Below are 16,205 nucleotides of genomic sequence, written 5' to 3' on the forward strand. Positions count from 1 at the left end.
GTAGCTCACTCAAAGTAAAATACAAAAACAAAAATGATTATCCACTACTTCTTAAGGTAAGGGATAATCATTTTGTTCATAGAAAGTACTCCGAACTTCCCGATGAAATAAAAAGCCCTACGGTGCAGGAGGCACATAAATATATCAGATATACTTTATTTTAACAGTTCCAATAACAGATTCATCAGTTCGGTATTTTTCTCGGGTGACATAAAACAGAATCGAATAAACTTCTGATCTAAGAAAGGAAAAGTAGAGCAGTCACGTATCATTAGACCCTTACGGATGGCGGCATCAAATAAATCGGAAGCAGTAACAGACTCCTTTAGGATCTTGACCAGCACAAAGTTTGCAACAGGAGGATAAACCCGCACATTATAACAGGAGGAAAGCATATCATAAATTCGGTCTCTTTCCTGTTTGATCAGCATTTTTGTCTGACTGATATATTCTTCATCCTTAAACATGATTTCCCCGGCAATCGCAGCTAATGTATTAATAGTCCAGGGATTTTTTCTCTGATTCAATAACTTTAACATATCCATATTGCCGCAGACAGCATATCCTAAACGAAGTCCCGGGGCGGCAAAGAATTTGGAGATACCCCGTAATATGATGATATTATTATAATAACTTGCTAAGGAAATGGCAGTAATCTGAGTCATGTCCTCTGCAAACTCTACATAGGTCTCGTCCACCATACATAAGATTCCCCGCAGCTTACAGATATCCAGTATCTTTCTCATATCCGATAATGGAATGGCAGAGGAGGTAGGATTATTGGGATTGCAGATAACAAGTAAATCAAATTCAGCGGTTAATTCTTTCTTCAAATCTTCTACATTAAGGTGAAAATCATCGGTTTCCTCCAGACGGTAATATAAAGAACTGCCGCCGCCTAAAGAGATCTCCCTTTCATATTCCGAATAAGTCGGACCGATAATCAGTGCCTTCTTTGGATGAGTTATTTGAATAAACAAAGAAATCAGCTCCGTAGAGCCATTGCCCACTACAATATGTTCCATATCTGCATGTACGTAAGTCGCAATACATTTTCTTAAAGAGGTATACTCCCGGTCCGGGTAGCCGGTAATTGCATCAATTTTACCTGCAAGTTCTGCCCTTAACTTAGGAGATATCCCAAGTGGATTTACATTAGCCGAAAAACTGGTAATGTCCTCTTTTTTAATTCCGTAAATAGTTTCAATTTTTTCTAAATCACTTCCGTGGAAATGTTCTTTTGGTGTCAGCATGGTATAATTCCTTCCTATGGATTTTTATGTAAAACTAATATTTTTGTTCGAGTATCAAAAGCAAATCTTATATTACAGTTACGCCAATTTGTACAATTTATAATTTGATTATGTGATGCAGAGCACAAATTGATTTGTAACAGGCTCTTGCTTGGATCTAGTATGTTGTGGTTCATAAAGTTAATGTAAGAGTATTATTTATTTTTCATATAGATTTATTCTCTAAATAATAAATAATTACACTGTATATTTTATTTTGATTCTATTCTATATATTAATCCGAATTTGTGAACATTTGACTATCCAATTTTTATTGCTAAAAGTTGTCGATTAGTGTTATAATTATTATAATTTAATTCATAAAAAATGCAATACAGAATAAAAAAACCAAAGCTTGAGGTGGAACAATTGAAAGAAAAAGTCGAACGGTTATCGAAAGGAGTATTTGAATATGAAAGACCTGATATTCTGCTGTCAGAAGTGGAAATAAATATAACAGTAGAAACAGGCAAAACTTATTCAGGGAGTTTTACCATTAAAAATAATAAAAATACACCGATGAAAGGGATTCTTTATTCTTCCAGCGAGCTGTTCCGCCTGGAACAAAATAGTTTTATGGACAGTGAGAATGAGATACATTACCGCTTTTTCGGGGATCATATGAATCCGTTAGAGACTGTTAAAGGCGAGATCTGTATTGTAAGCGATTGCGGAGAGATTCTGTTACCTTTTATTGTTAATATAGAAGTGCCTTATCTTAGGTCTTCTATTGGTAAAATCAAGGATTTGTTTAATTTTGCCAATCTTGCTAAATCAGACACAGCTGAAGCACTCAAGCTATTTAAATCTCAGGAATTTAAACAAATCTTATTATATCATGATACGAAATACCTTTTATTATATCAAAATATAATTAAAAGCAGATCTGGCAGCCAGGCTTTGGAAGAATTCTTGATTGCAATCCGTAAAAAATTACAAATAAATATCAGTGTGGATAAAAAGGTTCTTGCATTTGACTTAGATAAAGAAAGTATGATGGATAAGGTTACGCTGATAAAGGACAACTGGGGATATGCCGAAATCAGAATAAGTACGGATGTACCTTTTTTGATACCGGAACATAAGATAATCTGGTCTGAAAATTTCATTGGAAATTCCTATCCGCTGGAATTTGTTATAGACCCGGCATTTATGCATTCAGGAAATAATTATGGCAAAATTTTTATTACTACTGCCCATGAAACGATAGCAATCGAAGTGACCTGTCATTGTAATAAGTCGGGTCTGCCAATACATAACAGTCATAAAAAGAGCAACAGGTATCGAATTAAGCTGACAGAGAATTATTTAGATTTTCGTACTAACCGTTTGACCATAGAGGAATATGTAAAAGAAGCAAATGTGCTGCTGGAACAATTACTGAATCAGGATAGTAAAAATCAACATCTATACCAACTGATGCAGATTCATGTATTAATGGTTTCTGGGAAGGATACAAAAGCAGAGCAATTGCTTAAGGAATTTGGAGAAGTATTTGAAAAAGTAAAAGACACGGATGTATTACTTTACTGTGGATATCTGTATTTGTTAGCTTTGCTTCGTAAGGATGAAACCTCCATACAAGATGCACTGCAAAAAATACGTGGATTTTATGACGACAGTAATAAGGATTGGAAATTATTTTGGTTTTTATTATATACCGATAAAAAATATGATACTAATAAGGTTATTAAGCTTGCGGAAATCAAAGAACTTTATAAGAACGGCTGCAGAAGCCCTATTTTATATTTTGAAGCAGCTTATATTTTTAATGAAGAACCCTCTCTGCTTCATGAATTACAGGAATTTGAATTACAGGTACTTAATTGGGATATAAAAAATGATTTTATTTCGGAAGAAACTGCGATGCAGTACACATATCTGGCAGGAAAAAGAAAGTATTTCAGCCGGTCTGTTCATCACTCATTAAGCAGATTATATAATAAATATCCTAACAGGGAAATATTAACAGCCATCTGCAGTCATCTAATTAAGGGACATCAAAGAAGCAGTCTGTATTTTCGCTGGTATCAGGACGGAGTGAAGGAGCAGTTAAGAATTACTGAATTATATGAATATTACATGTATTCCCTGACAGAGAATGCAGATACGGTTTTACCTCAGCAGATTTTATTGTATTTCATCTATAACAGCAGTTTAAATGACCGTAAAAAATCATACCTGTATGCTTATATTGTTAAAAACAAAGAAAAGCTGCCTGAAATTTACCGCTCTTATTGGAAACGGATTGAGCAGTTTGTCTTAAAGCAATTAGAGGCACATAGTATTAATGGGAATTTTGCTCTGCTTTATGAAGAATTTATCTCGCAGCAGGGGTTAACCTCTGAGACTGCGACACAGTTACCTTATGTTATGTTCAAACAGGAAATTATTTGTCACAATCTTAATATGAAAGGGGTTTGTGTTGTTCATAAGGAAATGAACGAGGAGGTCTACACACCTATAGTTGACGGAACAGCATTAATAGATATTTATACGGAAGACGCAGAGATTTTTCTCATAGATCAGTATGAAAACCGTTTTACAGCTACAGCAGAATATACCCTTAATAAATTGATGCAATGGGAATATTATATTGAAACCTGTTATGAGCTGGGGGTGGATCACCCTATGATTCTTTTAAACCTGTCGGAAAAAGTTCAGACTTACCTGAAATATGATGACAGATCCATTGCAATCCGCAAAGACATCCTTGTAATACAGGGATTAAACGAATCTTATTACAATAAAATCAATTTGGATCTGATTCATTATTATTATGAAAATTTTGAGGGTGAATCACTGGAATCCTACTTAAGTAAGATCAATCTTCACGGATTATCGAAAGGGGACAGGGATAAGGTAGTTGAATTTTTCATTATCCGGGATATGTATGACAAGGCATTGGAAGCCCTGACGGAATTTGGTTTTGAGGGGATTGCCATTAAGCGGTTAATAAAATTATGTACCAACCTGCTGGAGCACCGAAACGAGGAGGACCCTAAAAATGACTTTATTGTAAGTCTTGCTTACCACATTTTTAGAGCGGGTAAATACAATGAGGGAATCTTAAAATATCTGGTAAAACACTTTTTTGGAACTACAGGGGAAATGTATGAGCTGTGGCAGGCAGCCGTAGGGTTCGAGATGGAGACGGCGGAGCTTGAGGATCGGCTTCTTGTACAGATGTTATTTGCAGAAAGTTACATTACCAATTCGTTAGGAGTATTTATCCGGTATTATAAACGTGGCACAAATCATAAACTGATAAAAGCATTTTTATCCTATAACGCTTACAAGTACCTTGTTATGGATCGTATTATTCAACCGGAATTATTTCATATTATGAAACGGGAATTGGTTTATGAAGAGAATGAAGTTTGTACGCTGGCTTTATTAAAGAAGTTATCCACGGAAGACAGTTTTGAGAAGGATGAAATAGAATTCATCGATTATCAGTTGGATAAACTGATTCGAAAAGGCCTTATACTGCCGTTCTATAAGAAGTTTCAGAGTATACTGCCATTACCGGCAGGGATAAGTGATAAAATATTTGTGGAATATATAACTAACCCGATTCACAAAGTAACAATTCATTATCGGCTGGAAGGAAAAAACAGCAGTGATGAATTCATCAGTGAAGAAATGAAAGATGTCTATCAGGGGATTCATGTGAAAGAATTTATACTGTTTTATAATGAAAGTATTCAATATTATATCACCGAAGAAGATGAAACCGGTCAGGTATCCATTACGGAAAGTGTAAATGTAAAACTGGATAATTCAATGAAATTAGAAGAAGATACCAGATATAATCATCTCAATTTTATGCTGACTGCTCTGGAAGTACAGGACGATAAAACATTGATGGAAAGCTTGGATAATTATTATAAAAATCACTATATATTATCCAAGGTATTTAAACTATTATGACATGGTAAGTGCGATAATTAGATTAAGGTGTCAAAACCATACAAATAATTTACATTCGTCAATTTGCACATCTATAACTCTACTTTGCAAATTGACGGAACCATAATTAACTTGGCTTTTGACACGAATCTAAATCATGTAGTAAGTAATTGCGAAACTCAAAATTTGTATTTATATGACACGCAATTCATACAATTTTAGAGCTGAATCTTGCCCCTAAAGGCAACTGAAGCTATAAAATTCGTATGAATTGTATGAAATATTGAGATAACTATATTGTTTCGCAAGCACCTATCATGAATAATAATGGGAGGTAAAATATGAGTGAGCAAAGAAGTCTTATTGTGGGATTTGATCTTTGTGAACAGGATTCACAAATCTGCTGTTATAATACCAAAACTCAAGAACCGGAATCCATATGTGTGACTTCCGATAAAACAAAATATTTGATACCTACCGTACTTGGCGTAAAGCAGAGAACAAAAGAATGGGTATACGGAGAAGACGCTTTTCACTGTAAGGAAACCGGAACCGGAGTACTGATTGATCAATTATTAAAGAAAGTTATAAATCAGGAGGATACGGATATCTATGGAGTGCCGTTTAGTCCGGTTGCATTACTTGAGAAGTATTTACGTAAATGCCTTCAACTTATAAAAATTAATTATCCCTCCAATAGTATACAAAAGATTGTTGTGACTATCAAAGAATCGACCGAAATACTAAAGGAGGGAATATATAAAGCTCTTGATAGTATGGGTATCGGAAAAGACCGGGCATTTATTCAGAGTCACTCTCAAAGCTATCAATTTTATGCCCTCTATCAAAAGAAAGAATTATGGATGAATGATGTAGGGTTATTTGATTTTGATGAAAACGGACTGGTCTATAAACAGCTGATGATAGAGAGAAAATCCCTGCCTTATCTGGTGGATATAGAAGAAAAGAATTATCAGGATGTATTAAATAATCAGGTTGCAGAAGATATAACGGATAAAGATAAATTGGAATATCTGTTTCGCAATATTGCCAATCAGGCACTTCATAAACAAATAGTATCTACTATTTACATTACAGGTAAAGGGTTTGAGGGAACTTGGGCGGATAAAGTCTTTAAAGAGCTGTGCATAGGCAGGCGGGTATTTAAAGGACAGAATCTTTATGTTAAAGGGGCATGTTTTGCTGCCTTGGAATTAGCAGGAGAACATAATTTGGATGATATCATACTTTTAGGGGACGACATGATATCCAGTTCCTTTTATCTTTTAGGGTATTATGATACGAAACAAGCAGAAGCAGTATTGGCTAAGGCAGGAACTCTTTGGTGCGAAGCGGATGATAAAATAGATTTGATACTGGATGACTTACACGAGCTTACTATCTATAGGAAAGACATCTTAAAACACGAAACGATACCTTATACCATTTCGTTAGACGGACTTCCTAACCGCCCGAATAAAACCACCAGGGTAGAGGTTAGAATAAAATTCTTAAGTAATAATACTGCAATTATTTCAGTAAAAGATAAGGGGTTTGGCAGTTTCTATCCGTCATCTAACCGGATATGGGAAAAAGAAATCGTATATTAAGAGTTATTGGGAGGGGTTATGGGAAAATTAATTTTATGTAACGGTAATCTGGCGGAACAGCCTTATTATGTCAAACTTACGGATACGGAGCTCTATTCCATTGAGGAATTATGTTATTATATTTATAATAACATTGAGCTTATTACGGAGGAGTTCTTTGATGATACCTTAGTACATTGGATTCATACGGTGCTAAAGCTTGAGGAGAGGGCAGACAAGCTATTAAAGCTGCTGGAGGCCAAGGCCGGATTAAAGGATTATGTGGTATGTGTTTTATGCAGTGCAGATTATTATACAGAGGCAGAGATTAAACAGCTGCTAGTTATCATGGATGAATGGGGTAATTTAACACCCATAGAACGGAAAAAGAAAAAAGCGGATAATTATATTAAATACAGGCAATACACAGAAGCGGTTATGGAGTATGAAATGATTCTGAGCAGCTCAGAAGCCGCTGCACTAGACAGTGTACAGTATGGGGACCTGATACATAATCTGGCATTAGCTCAGATATATACCATTGGTTTGACTGGGGCAGCTAAAGTGTTTAAACAGGCTTATGAGCGTAATCACAATAAAGAATCCCTTAAACAGTACATTTGCACTTTAATATTGAGTAAACAGGAAGAAATACTGAATCAGGAAGTCTCAAATTATGGAATCAGCAAAGAATATCTGGAGCAGATTAATAATGAACTGGACAGTTTTTATCAGGAAGCAGAAACCTCCAGTGGTTATGAAGTAATAGAGAATCTTATGGAATATAAGGATGCCGGACAGATTGTTCCCTTTTACCAAATGGCCGGCGATTTGATTAATGGGTGGAAACAGGAATTCCGGAGGGAAAACTCGTAAGCAGGAGAGGAATTAAATGGGCATTATAAAAAAGTTATTTAAAAATAAAAATAAAAAAAAGGAATCACCTGTAAAACAAGACATAAATCTGGAATCGGACGATTTTAATAATACGCTGGAAGATGAAATTATTAAAAGTACAGAAAAATCAGAAAACAAAAATAACGAATTTGACCCGAATATGGACAGTGGGAATTTCATCACAGATAACTGTGATCAGATTCTTGAGAGTTCGAAACAATTGGAAGAATTAAAGGTAGAATACCAGGCGGTGACTTCCTATCTGACGGATATCCAAAAACTGGAGCAGATTCCGTCTGAAGAACGGGAATATTTAAATGATACAGCTAGAAAAATAATCACATTTACAAGAGAAAGAGCCAAATATCAAAACAAAACAAGAAAAATAACGGACGCTCAATACAAACATATTGCCAGATATGAGGACATATTACCCCAGGAATTAAAAAAAATGAAAAACAATGAAGCTTATAATAATACCATTAAAACAGATATGAAATATCTGGAAGGGGAAAAAGGTGCTCTGTTATACCAGAAAGAAGAAATATTAAATAGACATACGTATTTGAAGAACATTGCAGTTGTTACCTGTATCTTGGTATTTTCCCTGTTTTTACTTTTTGTTATTCTGCAGAATGTAACCAAGGCAAATATGCAGATTCCGTTTCTTATGACTATAACGATGGCACTTGTTTCGGCAGTTTATATCTTTATTAACTCCGGTGTGAACAGAAATGACATGAAATTAACGGAGCGTAAGTTAAATAAAGCAATCAACCTGTTAAATAAGGTGAAAATCAAATATATTAACAATACGAACGAACTGGATTACTCTTACCAGAAATACATGGTTAATAGTTATGCGGAGCTTTGGTTTTTGTGGGAACAGTATCTGAAAGCTAAGGAAGAAGAAAAAATATATGAGAAAAATACGAAGCAGTTAGAGTTTTACAACAGAGAGCTGGTAAAGGAATTAAGAAGTTATGATTTGAAAGATCCGGATATCTGGGTTTATCAGGCAGCCGCTGTGATTGACAGCAAAGAAATGGTAGAGGTACGTCATCGCCTGAATGTAAGAAGACAAAAGCTCAGAGACCGAATTGAATATAATAATAAGTTAAAAGAAAAAAGTATAGAAGATATCACTTGGTTTGTTAATCAGAGACCGGCTAACCGGGAAGAAGTTACAAGAAAATTGAAGGATTATGGTATCTATCTATAATAACCAAAAACTACTTGACAGATTCGGATTCATTTCTTATTATTATAACTATACAAAATTTATAGTTAAATAGGGTGGAAAATGTAAGGATGGAGAGGATTAGATAAACTATCTTACCAGAGAGGATAATCCATAGGCTGAAAGGTTATCTTAAAGAGAAGTTATTGAAGGTAGCTCCGGAACAGTATTTCTGAAAGTAAGTAAGAAATAACGGGAGGTCCCGTTACAGACTCGTGTCAGTTTTCAAACCGGCACTTAAGGTGGCTTTTATTAATGATGCAGCCACAAATAAAGGTGGTACCACGGTTCTTCGTCCTTTAAGACGAAGGGCTTTTTTTATTTTATAGGGAAGTTCGGAGAACTTTCCTATAAAATAAAACCCTATCGGGTAGGATGCACACCTCATGTAAGAAGCGTATTGCTGCAGGGGCTGCTCGGGCGTCAAAGTGTCAGCACGCTTGACTCTTTGATATCGCATTTTCCGGTTATAATACTAAAAAACAAAAGGAGAAACATAATGGAAAAAGAATTAGCAAAAAATTATAATCCTCAGGAGATTGAAGGAAGATTATATGAAAAATGGCTGAACAAAAAATATTTTCATGCAGAAGTTGATAAAAAGAAAAAACCATTTACAATAGTAATTCCCCCGCCGAATATTACAGGTCAGTTGCATATGGGACATGCACTGGATAATACTATGCAGGATATTCTCATCCGATTCAAGAGAATGCAGGGATATAATGCATTATGGCAGCCGGGTACGGACCATGCAAGTATTGCAACAGAAGTAAAGATTATCGAACAGTTGAAGAAGGAAGGTATCGATAAGGAAAGCCTTGGCAGGGATGGTTTCCTTAAAAGAGCCTGGGAATGGAAAGAGGAATACGGCGGCAGAATTATCGGACAGCTAAAGAAATTAGGCTCATCCTGTGATTGGGACAGAGAACGTTTTACTATGGATGAGGGCTGTTCTAAAGCCGTAACTGAAGTATTTATCCGTTTATATGAAAAAGGATATATCTATAAAGGTTCCAGGATTATCAACTGGTGTCCGGTATGTCAGACAAGTATTTCCGACGCGGAAGTTGAGCATGAGGAGCAGGCAGGACATTTTTGGCATATTAAATATCCAATCGTAGGAAGTGATGAATTTGTTGAAGTTGCGACCACCAGACCTGAGACCATGCTTGGTGACTCTGCTGTTGCGGTTCATCCGGAGGACGACAGATATAAGCATTTAATAGGCAAAATGGTAAAACTTCCGTTAGTTAATAAAGAAATCCCTATTATAGCAGATGCTTATGTAGATAAAGAATTCGGAACCGGTGTTGTTAAAATCACACCTGCTCATGACCCTAATGACTTTGAAGTAGGTAAGAGGCATAATCTACCTGAAATCAATGTGATGAATGATGATGCAACCATTAATCATAATGGCGGCAAATATGAGGGAATGGACCGCTATGTAGCTAGAAAGCTTATGGTTAAAGAATTAGATGAGATGGGATTATTAGTGAAAGTGGAAGATCATGTTCACAATGTTGGTACCCATGACAGATGCAAGACAACGGTTGAACCACTTATTAAGCAGCAATGGTTTGTTAAGATGGATGAACTGATTAAACCTGCCGTAAAAGCAGTTAAAACCGGAGAAGTGCAGTTTGTTCCGGAACGCTTTGACAAAATATACTTTAACTGGACGGATAATATCAGGGATTGGTGTATCTCCAGACAATTATGGTGGGGACACAGGATTCCTGCTTATTACTGCGAGAAGTGCGGTGAAGTAGTGGTAGCGAAAGAAGTTCCGGATAAATGCCCGAAATGCGGCCATACACATTTAAAACAGGACGAGGATACTCTTGACACCTGGTTCAGTTCAGCACTTTGGCCGTTTTCAACTCTTGGATGGCCGGAGGAAACGGAAGATTTAAAATATTTTTATCCTACAGATGTATTGGTAACCGGATATGATATCATCTTTTTCTGGGTTATTCGTATGGTATTTTCCGGTTTTGAATATACCGGAAAGGCTCCATTTAGCAAGGTTTTAATTCACGGTCTTGTTAGGGATTCCCAGGGACGTAAGATGAGTAAATCTCTTGGTAATGGAATTGATCCGTTGGAGATTATAGATAAATACGGTGCAGACGCCTTAAGATTAACCTTAATTACGGGTAATGCCCCCGGTAATGATATGCGTTTTTACTGGGAGAGAGTAGAAGCAAGCCGTAATTTCGCCAATAAAGTATGGAATGCCTCCAGATTTATTATGATGAATCTGGAAAAGGCAGAGGCTGGAGATTCCGTTGATCCTAAAACTTTAACTGATGCGGATAAATGGATCTTGTCGAAAGCCAACACTCTGATTAAAGATGTTACAGATAATATGGATAATTTTGAATTAGGTATAGCAGTCCAGAAAATTTATGATTTTGTATGGGAAGAATTCTGTGACTGGTATATTGAGATGGTGAAACCCAGATTATACAGTGATACGGATGAAACGAAAGTAAGTGCAATCTGGACTCTGAAACGGGTTTTAACTATTTCCTTAAAACTTCTGCATCCTTATATGCCTTTTATAACAGAGGAAATCTTCTGTACCTTAAAAGAAATGGAAGGTAAAAATGCAGAGGAGGAATCTATTATGATTTCGGAATGGCCTGTTTATGAAGAAAACTTTGCATACCAGACGGAAGAAGAAGCAGTTGAAATCATTAAAGCTGCAGTAAAAGGTATAAGAAATGTCCGTACTGATATGAATGTTCCGCCAAGCAGGAAAGCTTCTGTGATTGTTGTATCTGAAAATGAAAGGGTCAGAACGATATTTGAGAACAGTAAAGTATTTTTTGCTACGTTGGGTTATGCAGCTGAAGTAACAATTCAGAAAGATAAAGCAGGCATCCCGGCTGATTCTGTAGCCGCAGTTATCCCGGAAGCATCTATTTATATGCCATTTGCCGACTTGGTAGATGTGGAGAAAGAAATAGAACGTCTCACCAAAGAAAAAATCAGATTAGAGGGTGAACTTAAGAGAGTAAAAGGTATGTTAAGTAACGAAAAATTCGTAAGTAAAGCTCCGGAAGCTAAAATTGCAGAAGAAAAAGATAAATTAGAGAAATACACTAATATGATGGCTCAGGTAACGGAACGGCTGCAACATCTTAGCAAATAAGTTCAGGCAATAGGCAATTGCGAAACTATATAGTTTTTTCAATATATCATGCAATTGATACTAGTTTCATAGCTTCAGATGCCCTATGGGACAGATTTGGCTCTGAAATTGTATTAATTGCATGGCACATAGAGATAATGTTGTGGGCTGGAAAGCAATCCATAAGAGTTGTAAAAACCATAAAAAATGGTAATAATAGGTTACTATGTCGAAGAGTATCGAACTATTTTTCTTGCATAAAAAAATAGTAATATTATAATAAAAGTAGTTATTCTAAGGATTTCATATTCACAAGGGGCTTATGCCCCTTGCTTACTATAAACTGGATTTTAATTATCGATTCCTGTCCTTAAGAGTATTGTTATTTTTATAAATATAGGTAAATATTAACTTGATTTTTGCACCTAAACTGGTTATGATGTATATGTTCAGATATTTAGTATATCTATAATAGAGTAGGATAATTGTAATTACCACTGCGCAGAGACGAGAAAAGACCAGGGTATTCTATAGTCCTAAGTTAGAAAAGAGGTTAATATGATTAATTTCGATGAAGAAATAGCTAAGTTTCAACCAAGTCTTGAAGTAGAACAGGCAGAAGATGTTATTAATAATAATGACTTATCAGACATTACGGATATTATAAAAACCATGCTAAAAGAATTAAAGGATAAATAATAGGACATTTGTGATCGCTTAAGCGACCATGTTACATTAGTTTGAGCATAGAAAAAACGGTTAGGTGGAGATGAATATGATTTGTCCGGTTTGTGGCAACGATGTAGCAGCGAAAAGAAATCGCTGTGAAAGATGCGGTGAGGATTTAACAATTTATAGAAAAATGTATTTATTATCCAATAAATATTATAATGAAGGCCTGGAGAAAGCAAAGGTCAGGGACTTATCCGGTGCTGTACTGGTCTTAAAAAAGAGTTTAGAGTTAAATAAAAAAAATACAAATGCAAGAAATTTATTGGGTTTGATATATTATGAGGTGGGAGAAACAGTTTCGGCACTCAGTGAATGGGTTATCAGCAAGCATTTTCAGCCGAAAGATAACGATGCGGACGAATACATGGAATCCCTCCAGTCCAATCCGACGAAGCTGGATACCTTAAATCAGACAATCAAGAGATATAATTCAGCATTATCATCAGCCAAACAGGGGAATGATGATCTTGCCATTATACAGTTAAAAAAGGTAACAAATTTAAATCCCCATTTTGTAAAGGCTTTGCAGTTATTAGCACTTCTTTACATGAAAAACGGGGAAACAGACAAAGCAATAAAGTGTCTGGCCAGAGCGAATAAAATAGATGTGTCTAATACAACAACCTTAAGATATTTACATGAATTAGGTGAGATGTCAGCTCCTGTCAGAGATGATGGTAAAGCAGCAGATAAAGAGAATGTTCGTAAGATACAAGAACCGACTGTATTTCCTCAGTCTACTTACAAAGAAGATAAACCCAATGTATGGGTATTTGTTAATTTAATTTTAGGCATAGCAATTGGTATTTTAGGTGTGTTTTTCCTAATTGTTCCAACTGTGGAAAACAGCTACAAGAACAAACTTAAAAATCAAGAAGTGGAATATAGTGCAGAATTAAATAAGAATTCCCAGAATGTGTCTTCCCTTGAAAAAGATAAAACCGATCTGCAGCAAAAAGTAAAAGATTTACAAGCGCAAATCGATGGCTTCGAGGTAGTTGAATATGATGATACGATATATAATGATTTATTTAAATCAGTTAAATTATATATGGATGACTTAACAGACGGCAGTCCGAATAAGGTGGATTATGAAAAAGTTGCAGATGCCTTAGTTAAGGTTAAACCCGATAAATTAGAGAAACAGGAAGCAAAGGATTTATATGAAGAAATAAAAGATGCTACCTATGTAAAAGCATCCGAGGATTTATACGATGAAGGTCATAGCCTGTATTCAAACCGCAAGTATGACGAAGCGTTGGATACTTTAAATCGAGCTTATGAATTTAATCCGGATAATGTGGATGCGGTTTATTTTATTGGACGGTCCTATCATCAGTTAAGTGATTATGAAAATGCTAAAAAATATTATAACATAGTTATTGAACAGTTCCCGGATTCCAAACGCGCAAATGAAGCACAAGAAAAATTAGCAGGTATTGAATAAGAACACGAGAGATAAAATGACAGTTAAAGAAAGACAATTCTAGTGATCGTTCACTAGAGATGTCTTTTTTTATAGAGACAACAGTAAATATATGATAAATAATGTAATAAAATGTTAAAATATCAGAATAAATGAGTTAAAATACCCGATCAAATATAGGAAACAGGAAAGAGGTTATTATGGACAAGCAGGAAAAAAAATCAAAGAGTACTACAGTAATGCAGTTGCGGGAGGGGGTGAAGGCAGATTTTGAGGTAGTTAACAATTGTCTAATTATTAAGTTATTGGAAGAACTGGATCATCATAATGCGATTTCCATACGGGAACAGTCGGACAAGCTGATTACCGGTAAAAATATAAAGGATATTATATTTGATTTTACCGGATCAGAATTTATGGATAGTTCAGGCATTGGAGTTATAATGGGCCGATATAAAAAGATCATATTTACAGGGGGAAAAGTAGCAGTAACAGGAGTAAATCAGAGTGTAGATAGAATCTTTCGATTGTCCGGATTATACAAAATCATTCATAAATTCGAAACAATAGAAGATGCGGTAAATAAATTCAACCATAATTAAGATTAAATGAACGCGATAGACTTAAGGTCTTATTGGGAGGGCGTTCTGAGCAGGAGGATAAGTATGGATTATACTAACGAAATGTTATTGGAGATTGATAGTCAGTCACGAAATGAAAGTTTCGCAAGAATGGTTGTGGCAGGATTTGTGGCTCAACTGGATCCCACAATTGAAGAGATTGCAGATATTAAAACCGCAGTTTCAGAGGCAGTAACCAATGCAATTATTCATGGCTACAATAATGGCGGCGGCAGAGTCAAAATTTACTGCAAGATATGTAATCATGAAGTATTTATTGAAGTACAGGATTTTGGAAAAGGCATCGAAGACATTGAAAAAGCTATGGAGCCCTTGTATACGACCAGGCCGGAATTGGAGCGCTCAGGCATGGGTTTTTCATTTATGGAAGCATTTATGGATGATCTGGAAGTAGAATCAAAATTAGGTGAGGGCACCTTAGTTAAGATGAAAAAGCTAATTCATTAAAAATTTATTTATATTGAATGCTCCTACAGGATAAGGAAGAATGATACCTTGGTAAAAATACTTATCCTGTTATCTCAAATCATCTAAGAAGGGAGTGAAACAGTGGATACTTTAGAATTGATTCGACGGTCACAGCAGGGAGATAAAGAAGCAAGAGATAAAGTTATAACAGATAATATAGGATTGGTATGGAGTATTGTCCGTAGATTTATGTGTCGCGGACATGAACCGGAAGACTTATTTCAGATTGGATCTATCGGTTTAATTAAGGCAATTGATAAATTTGATATGTCTTACGAAGTAAAATTTTCGACCTATGCAGTTCCAATGATCATGGGTGAAATAAAACGTTTCTTGCGGGATGATGGTGTAATTAAAGTGAGCCGGTCCATGAAAGAAACAGCAGGAAAAATTCGTATCACAAGGGAGAAATTAAGCAGTTTATATGGCAGGGAGCCAACGTTGGAAGAGATCAGCGCAGAACTTAATCTGGCCAAGGAAGAAGTTGTAATGGCTCTGGAATCCGGAGCGGAAGTGGAATCTTTATATAAAACTATTTATCAGGGTGACGGTAACGCAATTTATCTTATTGATAAATTGGAACAAACAAATGATGAAAATGAAAATATGATTGACAGGCTTGCTTTAAGAGAAACCATAGCATCTTTAGACGAAAAAGATCAGGAATTAATCAGGCTTCGATACTTTATGAATAGAACTCAGACAGATATAGCTAAGGAACTAGGAATATCACAGGTACAAGTTTCCCGCCTAGAAAAGAAAATTTTATTAAAAATGCGGGAAAAGATGATGTAAATATTCCCAGTATATAAAAGCTATAGAATCAAATAATAATAGACAAAGAAAAGTATTTTAGTAATGTATAA

The 16,205-nt window shown here is 35.6% G+C and carries 11 protein-coding genes and 1 other annotated feature; of the genes, 10 read left to right on the forward strand and 1 reads right to left on the reverse strand.

Annotated elements, in window-relative coordinates; all coding sequences use genetic code 11:
* Nucleotides 1-155: 155 nt before the first annotated feature.
* The gene (locus RBU59_RS20070) at nucleotides 156-1,253 is read right to left on the reverse strand and encodes a pyridoxal phosphate-dependent aminotransferase (RefSeq protein WP_308144256.1); all 1,098 of its coding nucleotides are present in this window, start codon (nucleotides 1,251-1,253) and stop codon (nucleotides 156-158) included.
* 408 nt (nucleotides 1,254-1,661) lie between these two features.
* On the opposite strand from RBU59_RS20070, the gene RBU59_RS20075 reads away from it, so the two are divergent.
* The 10 genes from RBU59_RS20075 to sigF all read left to right on the forward strand — a co-directional run bounded on the left by RBU59_RS20075 (nucleotide 1,662) and on the right by sigF (nucleotide 16,134).
* The gene (locus tag RBU59_RS20075) at nucleotides 1,662-5,225 is read left to right on the forward strand and encodes a DUF5717 family protein (RefSeq protein ID WP_308144257.1); all 3,564 of its coding nucleotides are present in this window, start codon (nucleotides 1,662-1,664) and stop codon (nucleotides 5,223-5,225) included.
* A gap of 320 nt (nucleotides 5,226-5,545) precedes the next feature.
* Nucleotides 5,546-6,814, forward strand: a complete 1,269-nt coding sequence (locus RBU59_RS20080; protein WP_308144258.1) for a DUF5716 family protein — start codon at nucleotides 5,546-5,548, stop codon at nucleotides 6,812-6,814.
* A gap of 18 nt (nucleotides 6,815-6,832) precedes the next feature.
* On the forward strand, nucleotides 6,833-7,669 hold the full coding sequence (locus RBU59_RS20085) for a hypothetical protein (protein WP_308144259.1): 837 nt from the start codon (nucleotides 6,833-6,835) through the stop codon (nucleotides 7,667-7,669).
* A gap of 16 nt (nucleotides 7,670-7,685) precedes the next feature.
* A complete protein-coding gene (locus tag RBU59_RS20090) occupies nucleotides 7,686-8,912 on the forward strand; it encodes a hypothetical protein (protein ID WP_308144260.1) in 1,227 nt (408 codons plus the stop codon).
* A gap of 77 nt (nucleotides 8,913-8,989) precedes the next feature.
* Nucleotides 8,990-9,233 (forward strand) — a binding site (T-box leader).
* 196 nt (nucleotides 9,234-9,429) lie between these two features.
* Complete coding sequence (locus tag RBU59_RS20095; protein WP_308144261.1) at nucleotides 9,430-12,093, forward strand: valine--tRNA ligase; 2,664 nt, start codon at nucleotides 9,430-9,432, stop codon at nucleotides 12,091-12,093.
* Nucleotides 12,094-12,630: 537 nt separating this feature from the next.
* A complete protein-coding gene (locus tag RBU59_RS20100) occupies nucleotides 12,631-12,771 on the forward strand; it encodes a hypothetical protein (RefSeq protein WP_308144262.1) in 141 nt (46 codons plus the stop codon).
* A gap of 76 nt (nucleotides 12,772-12,847) precedes the next feature.
* Nucleotides 12,848-14,251: a tetratricopeptide repeat protein gene (locus RBU59_RS20105; protein WP_308144263.1), complete on the forward strand. Its 1,404-nt coding sequence runs from the start codon at nucleotides 12,848-12,850 to the stop codon at nucleotides 14,249-14,251.
* Nucleotides 14,252-14,430: 179 nt separating this feature from the next.
* A complete protein-coding gene (gene spoIIAA, locus RBU59_RS20110; protein ID WP_308144264.1) occupies nucleotides 14,431-14,832 on the forward strand; it encodes an anti-sigma F factor antagonist in 402 nt (133 codons plus the stop codon).
* A 63-nt stretch (nucleotides 14,833-14,895) separates the two neighbouring features.
* Nucleotides 14,896-15,318, forward strand: coding sequence for an anti-sigma F factor (gene spoIIAB / locus RBU59_RS20115; RefSeq protein ID WP_308144265.1), 423 nt, complete (start codon nucleotides 14,896-14,898; stop codon nucleotides 15,316-15,318).
* 102 nt (nucleotides 15,319-15,420) lie between these two features.
* Nucleotides 15,421-16,134, forward strand: coding sequence for an RNA polymerase sporulation sigma factor SigF (sigF, locus tag RBU59_RS20120; protein WP_308144266.1), 714 nt, complete (start codon nucleotides 15,421-15,423; stop codon nucleotides 16,132-16,134).
* Nucleotides 16,135-16,205: the final 71 nt, after the last annotated feature.

Origin of the sequence: Anaerocolumna sp. MB42-C2, from assembly GCF_030913705.1 — a bacterium.
GTDB lineage: Bacteria > Bacillota > Clostridia > Lachnospirales > Lachnospiraceae > Anaerocolumna.

What these genes read in the sequence shown, in the direction of transcription:
- RBU59_RS20070 (WP_308144256.1), bottom strand. Translation starts at nt 1,253, where the DNA reads ATGCTGACACCAAAAGAACATTTCCACGGAAGTGATTTAGAAAAAATT.
- RBU59_RS20080 (WP_308144258.1), top strand. Translation starts at nt 5,546, where the DNA reads ATGAGTGAGCAAAGAAGTCTTATTGTGGGATTTGATCTTTGTGAACAG.
- RBU59_RS20085 (WP_308144259.1), top strand. Translation starts at nt 6,833, where the DNA reads ATGGGAAAATTAATTTTATGTAACGGTAATCTGGCGGAACAGCCTTAT.
- RBU59_RS20090 (WP_308144260.1), top strand. Translation starts at nt 7,686, where the DNA reads ATGGGCATTATAAAAAAGTTATTTAAAAATAAAAATAAAAAAAAGGAA.
- RBU59_RS20095 (WP_308144261.1), top strand. Translation starts at nt 9,430, where the DNA reads ATGGAAAAAGAATTAGCAAAAAATTATAATCCTCAGGAGATTGAAGGA.
- RBU59_RS20100 (WP_308144262.1), top strand. Translation starts at nt 12,631, where the DNA reads ATGATTAATTTCGATGAAGAAATAGCTAAGTTTCAACCAAGTCTTGAA.
- RBU59_RS20105 (WP_308144263.1), top strand. Translation starts at nt 12,848, where the DNA reads ATGATTTGTCCGGTTTGTGGCAACGATGTAGCAGCGAAAAGAAATCGC.
- spoIIAA (WP_308144264.1), top strand. Translation starts at nt 14,431, where the DNA reads ATGGACAAGCAGGAAAAAAAATCAAAGAGTACTACAGTAATGCAGTTG.
- spoIIAB (WP_308144265.1), top strand. Translation starts at nt 14,896, where the DNA reads ATGGATTATACTAACGAAATGTTATTGGAGATTGATAGTCAGTCACGA.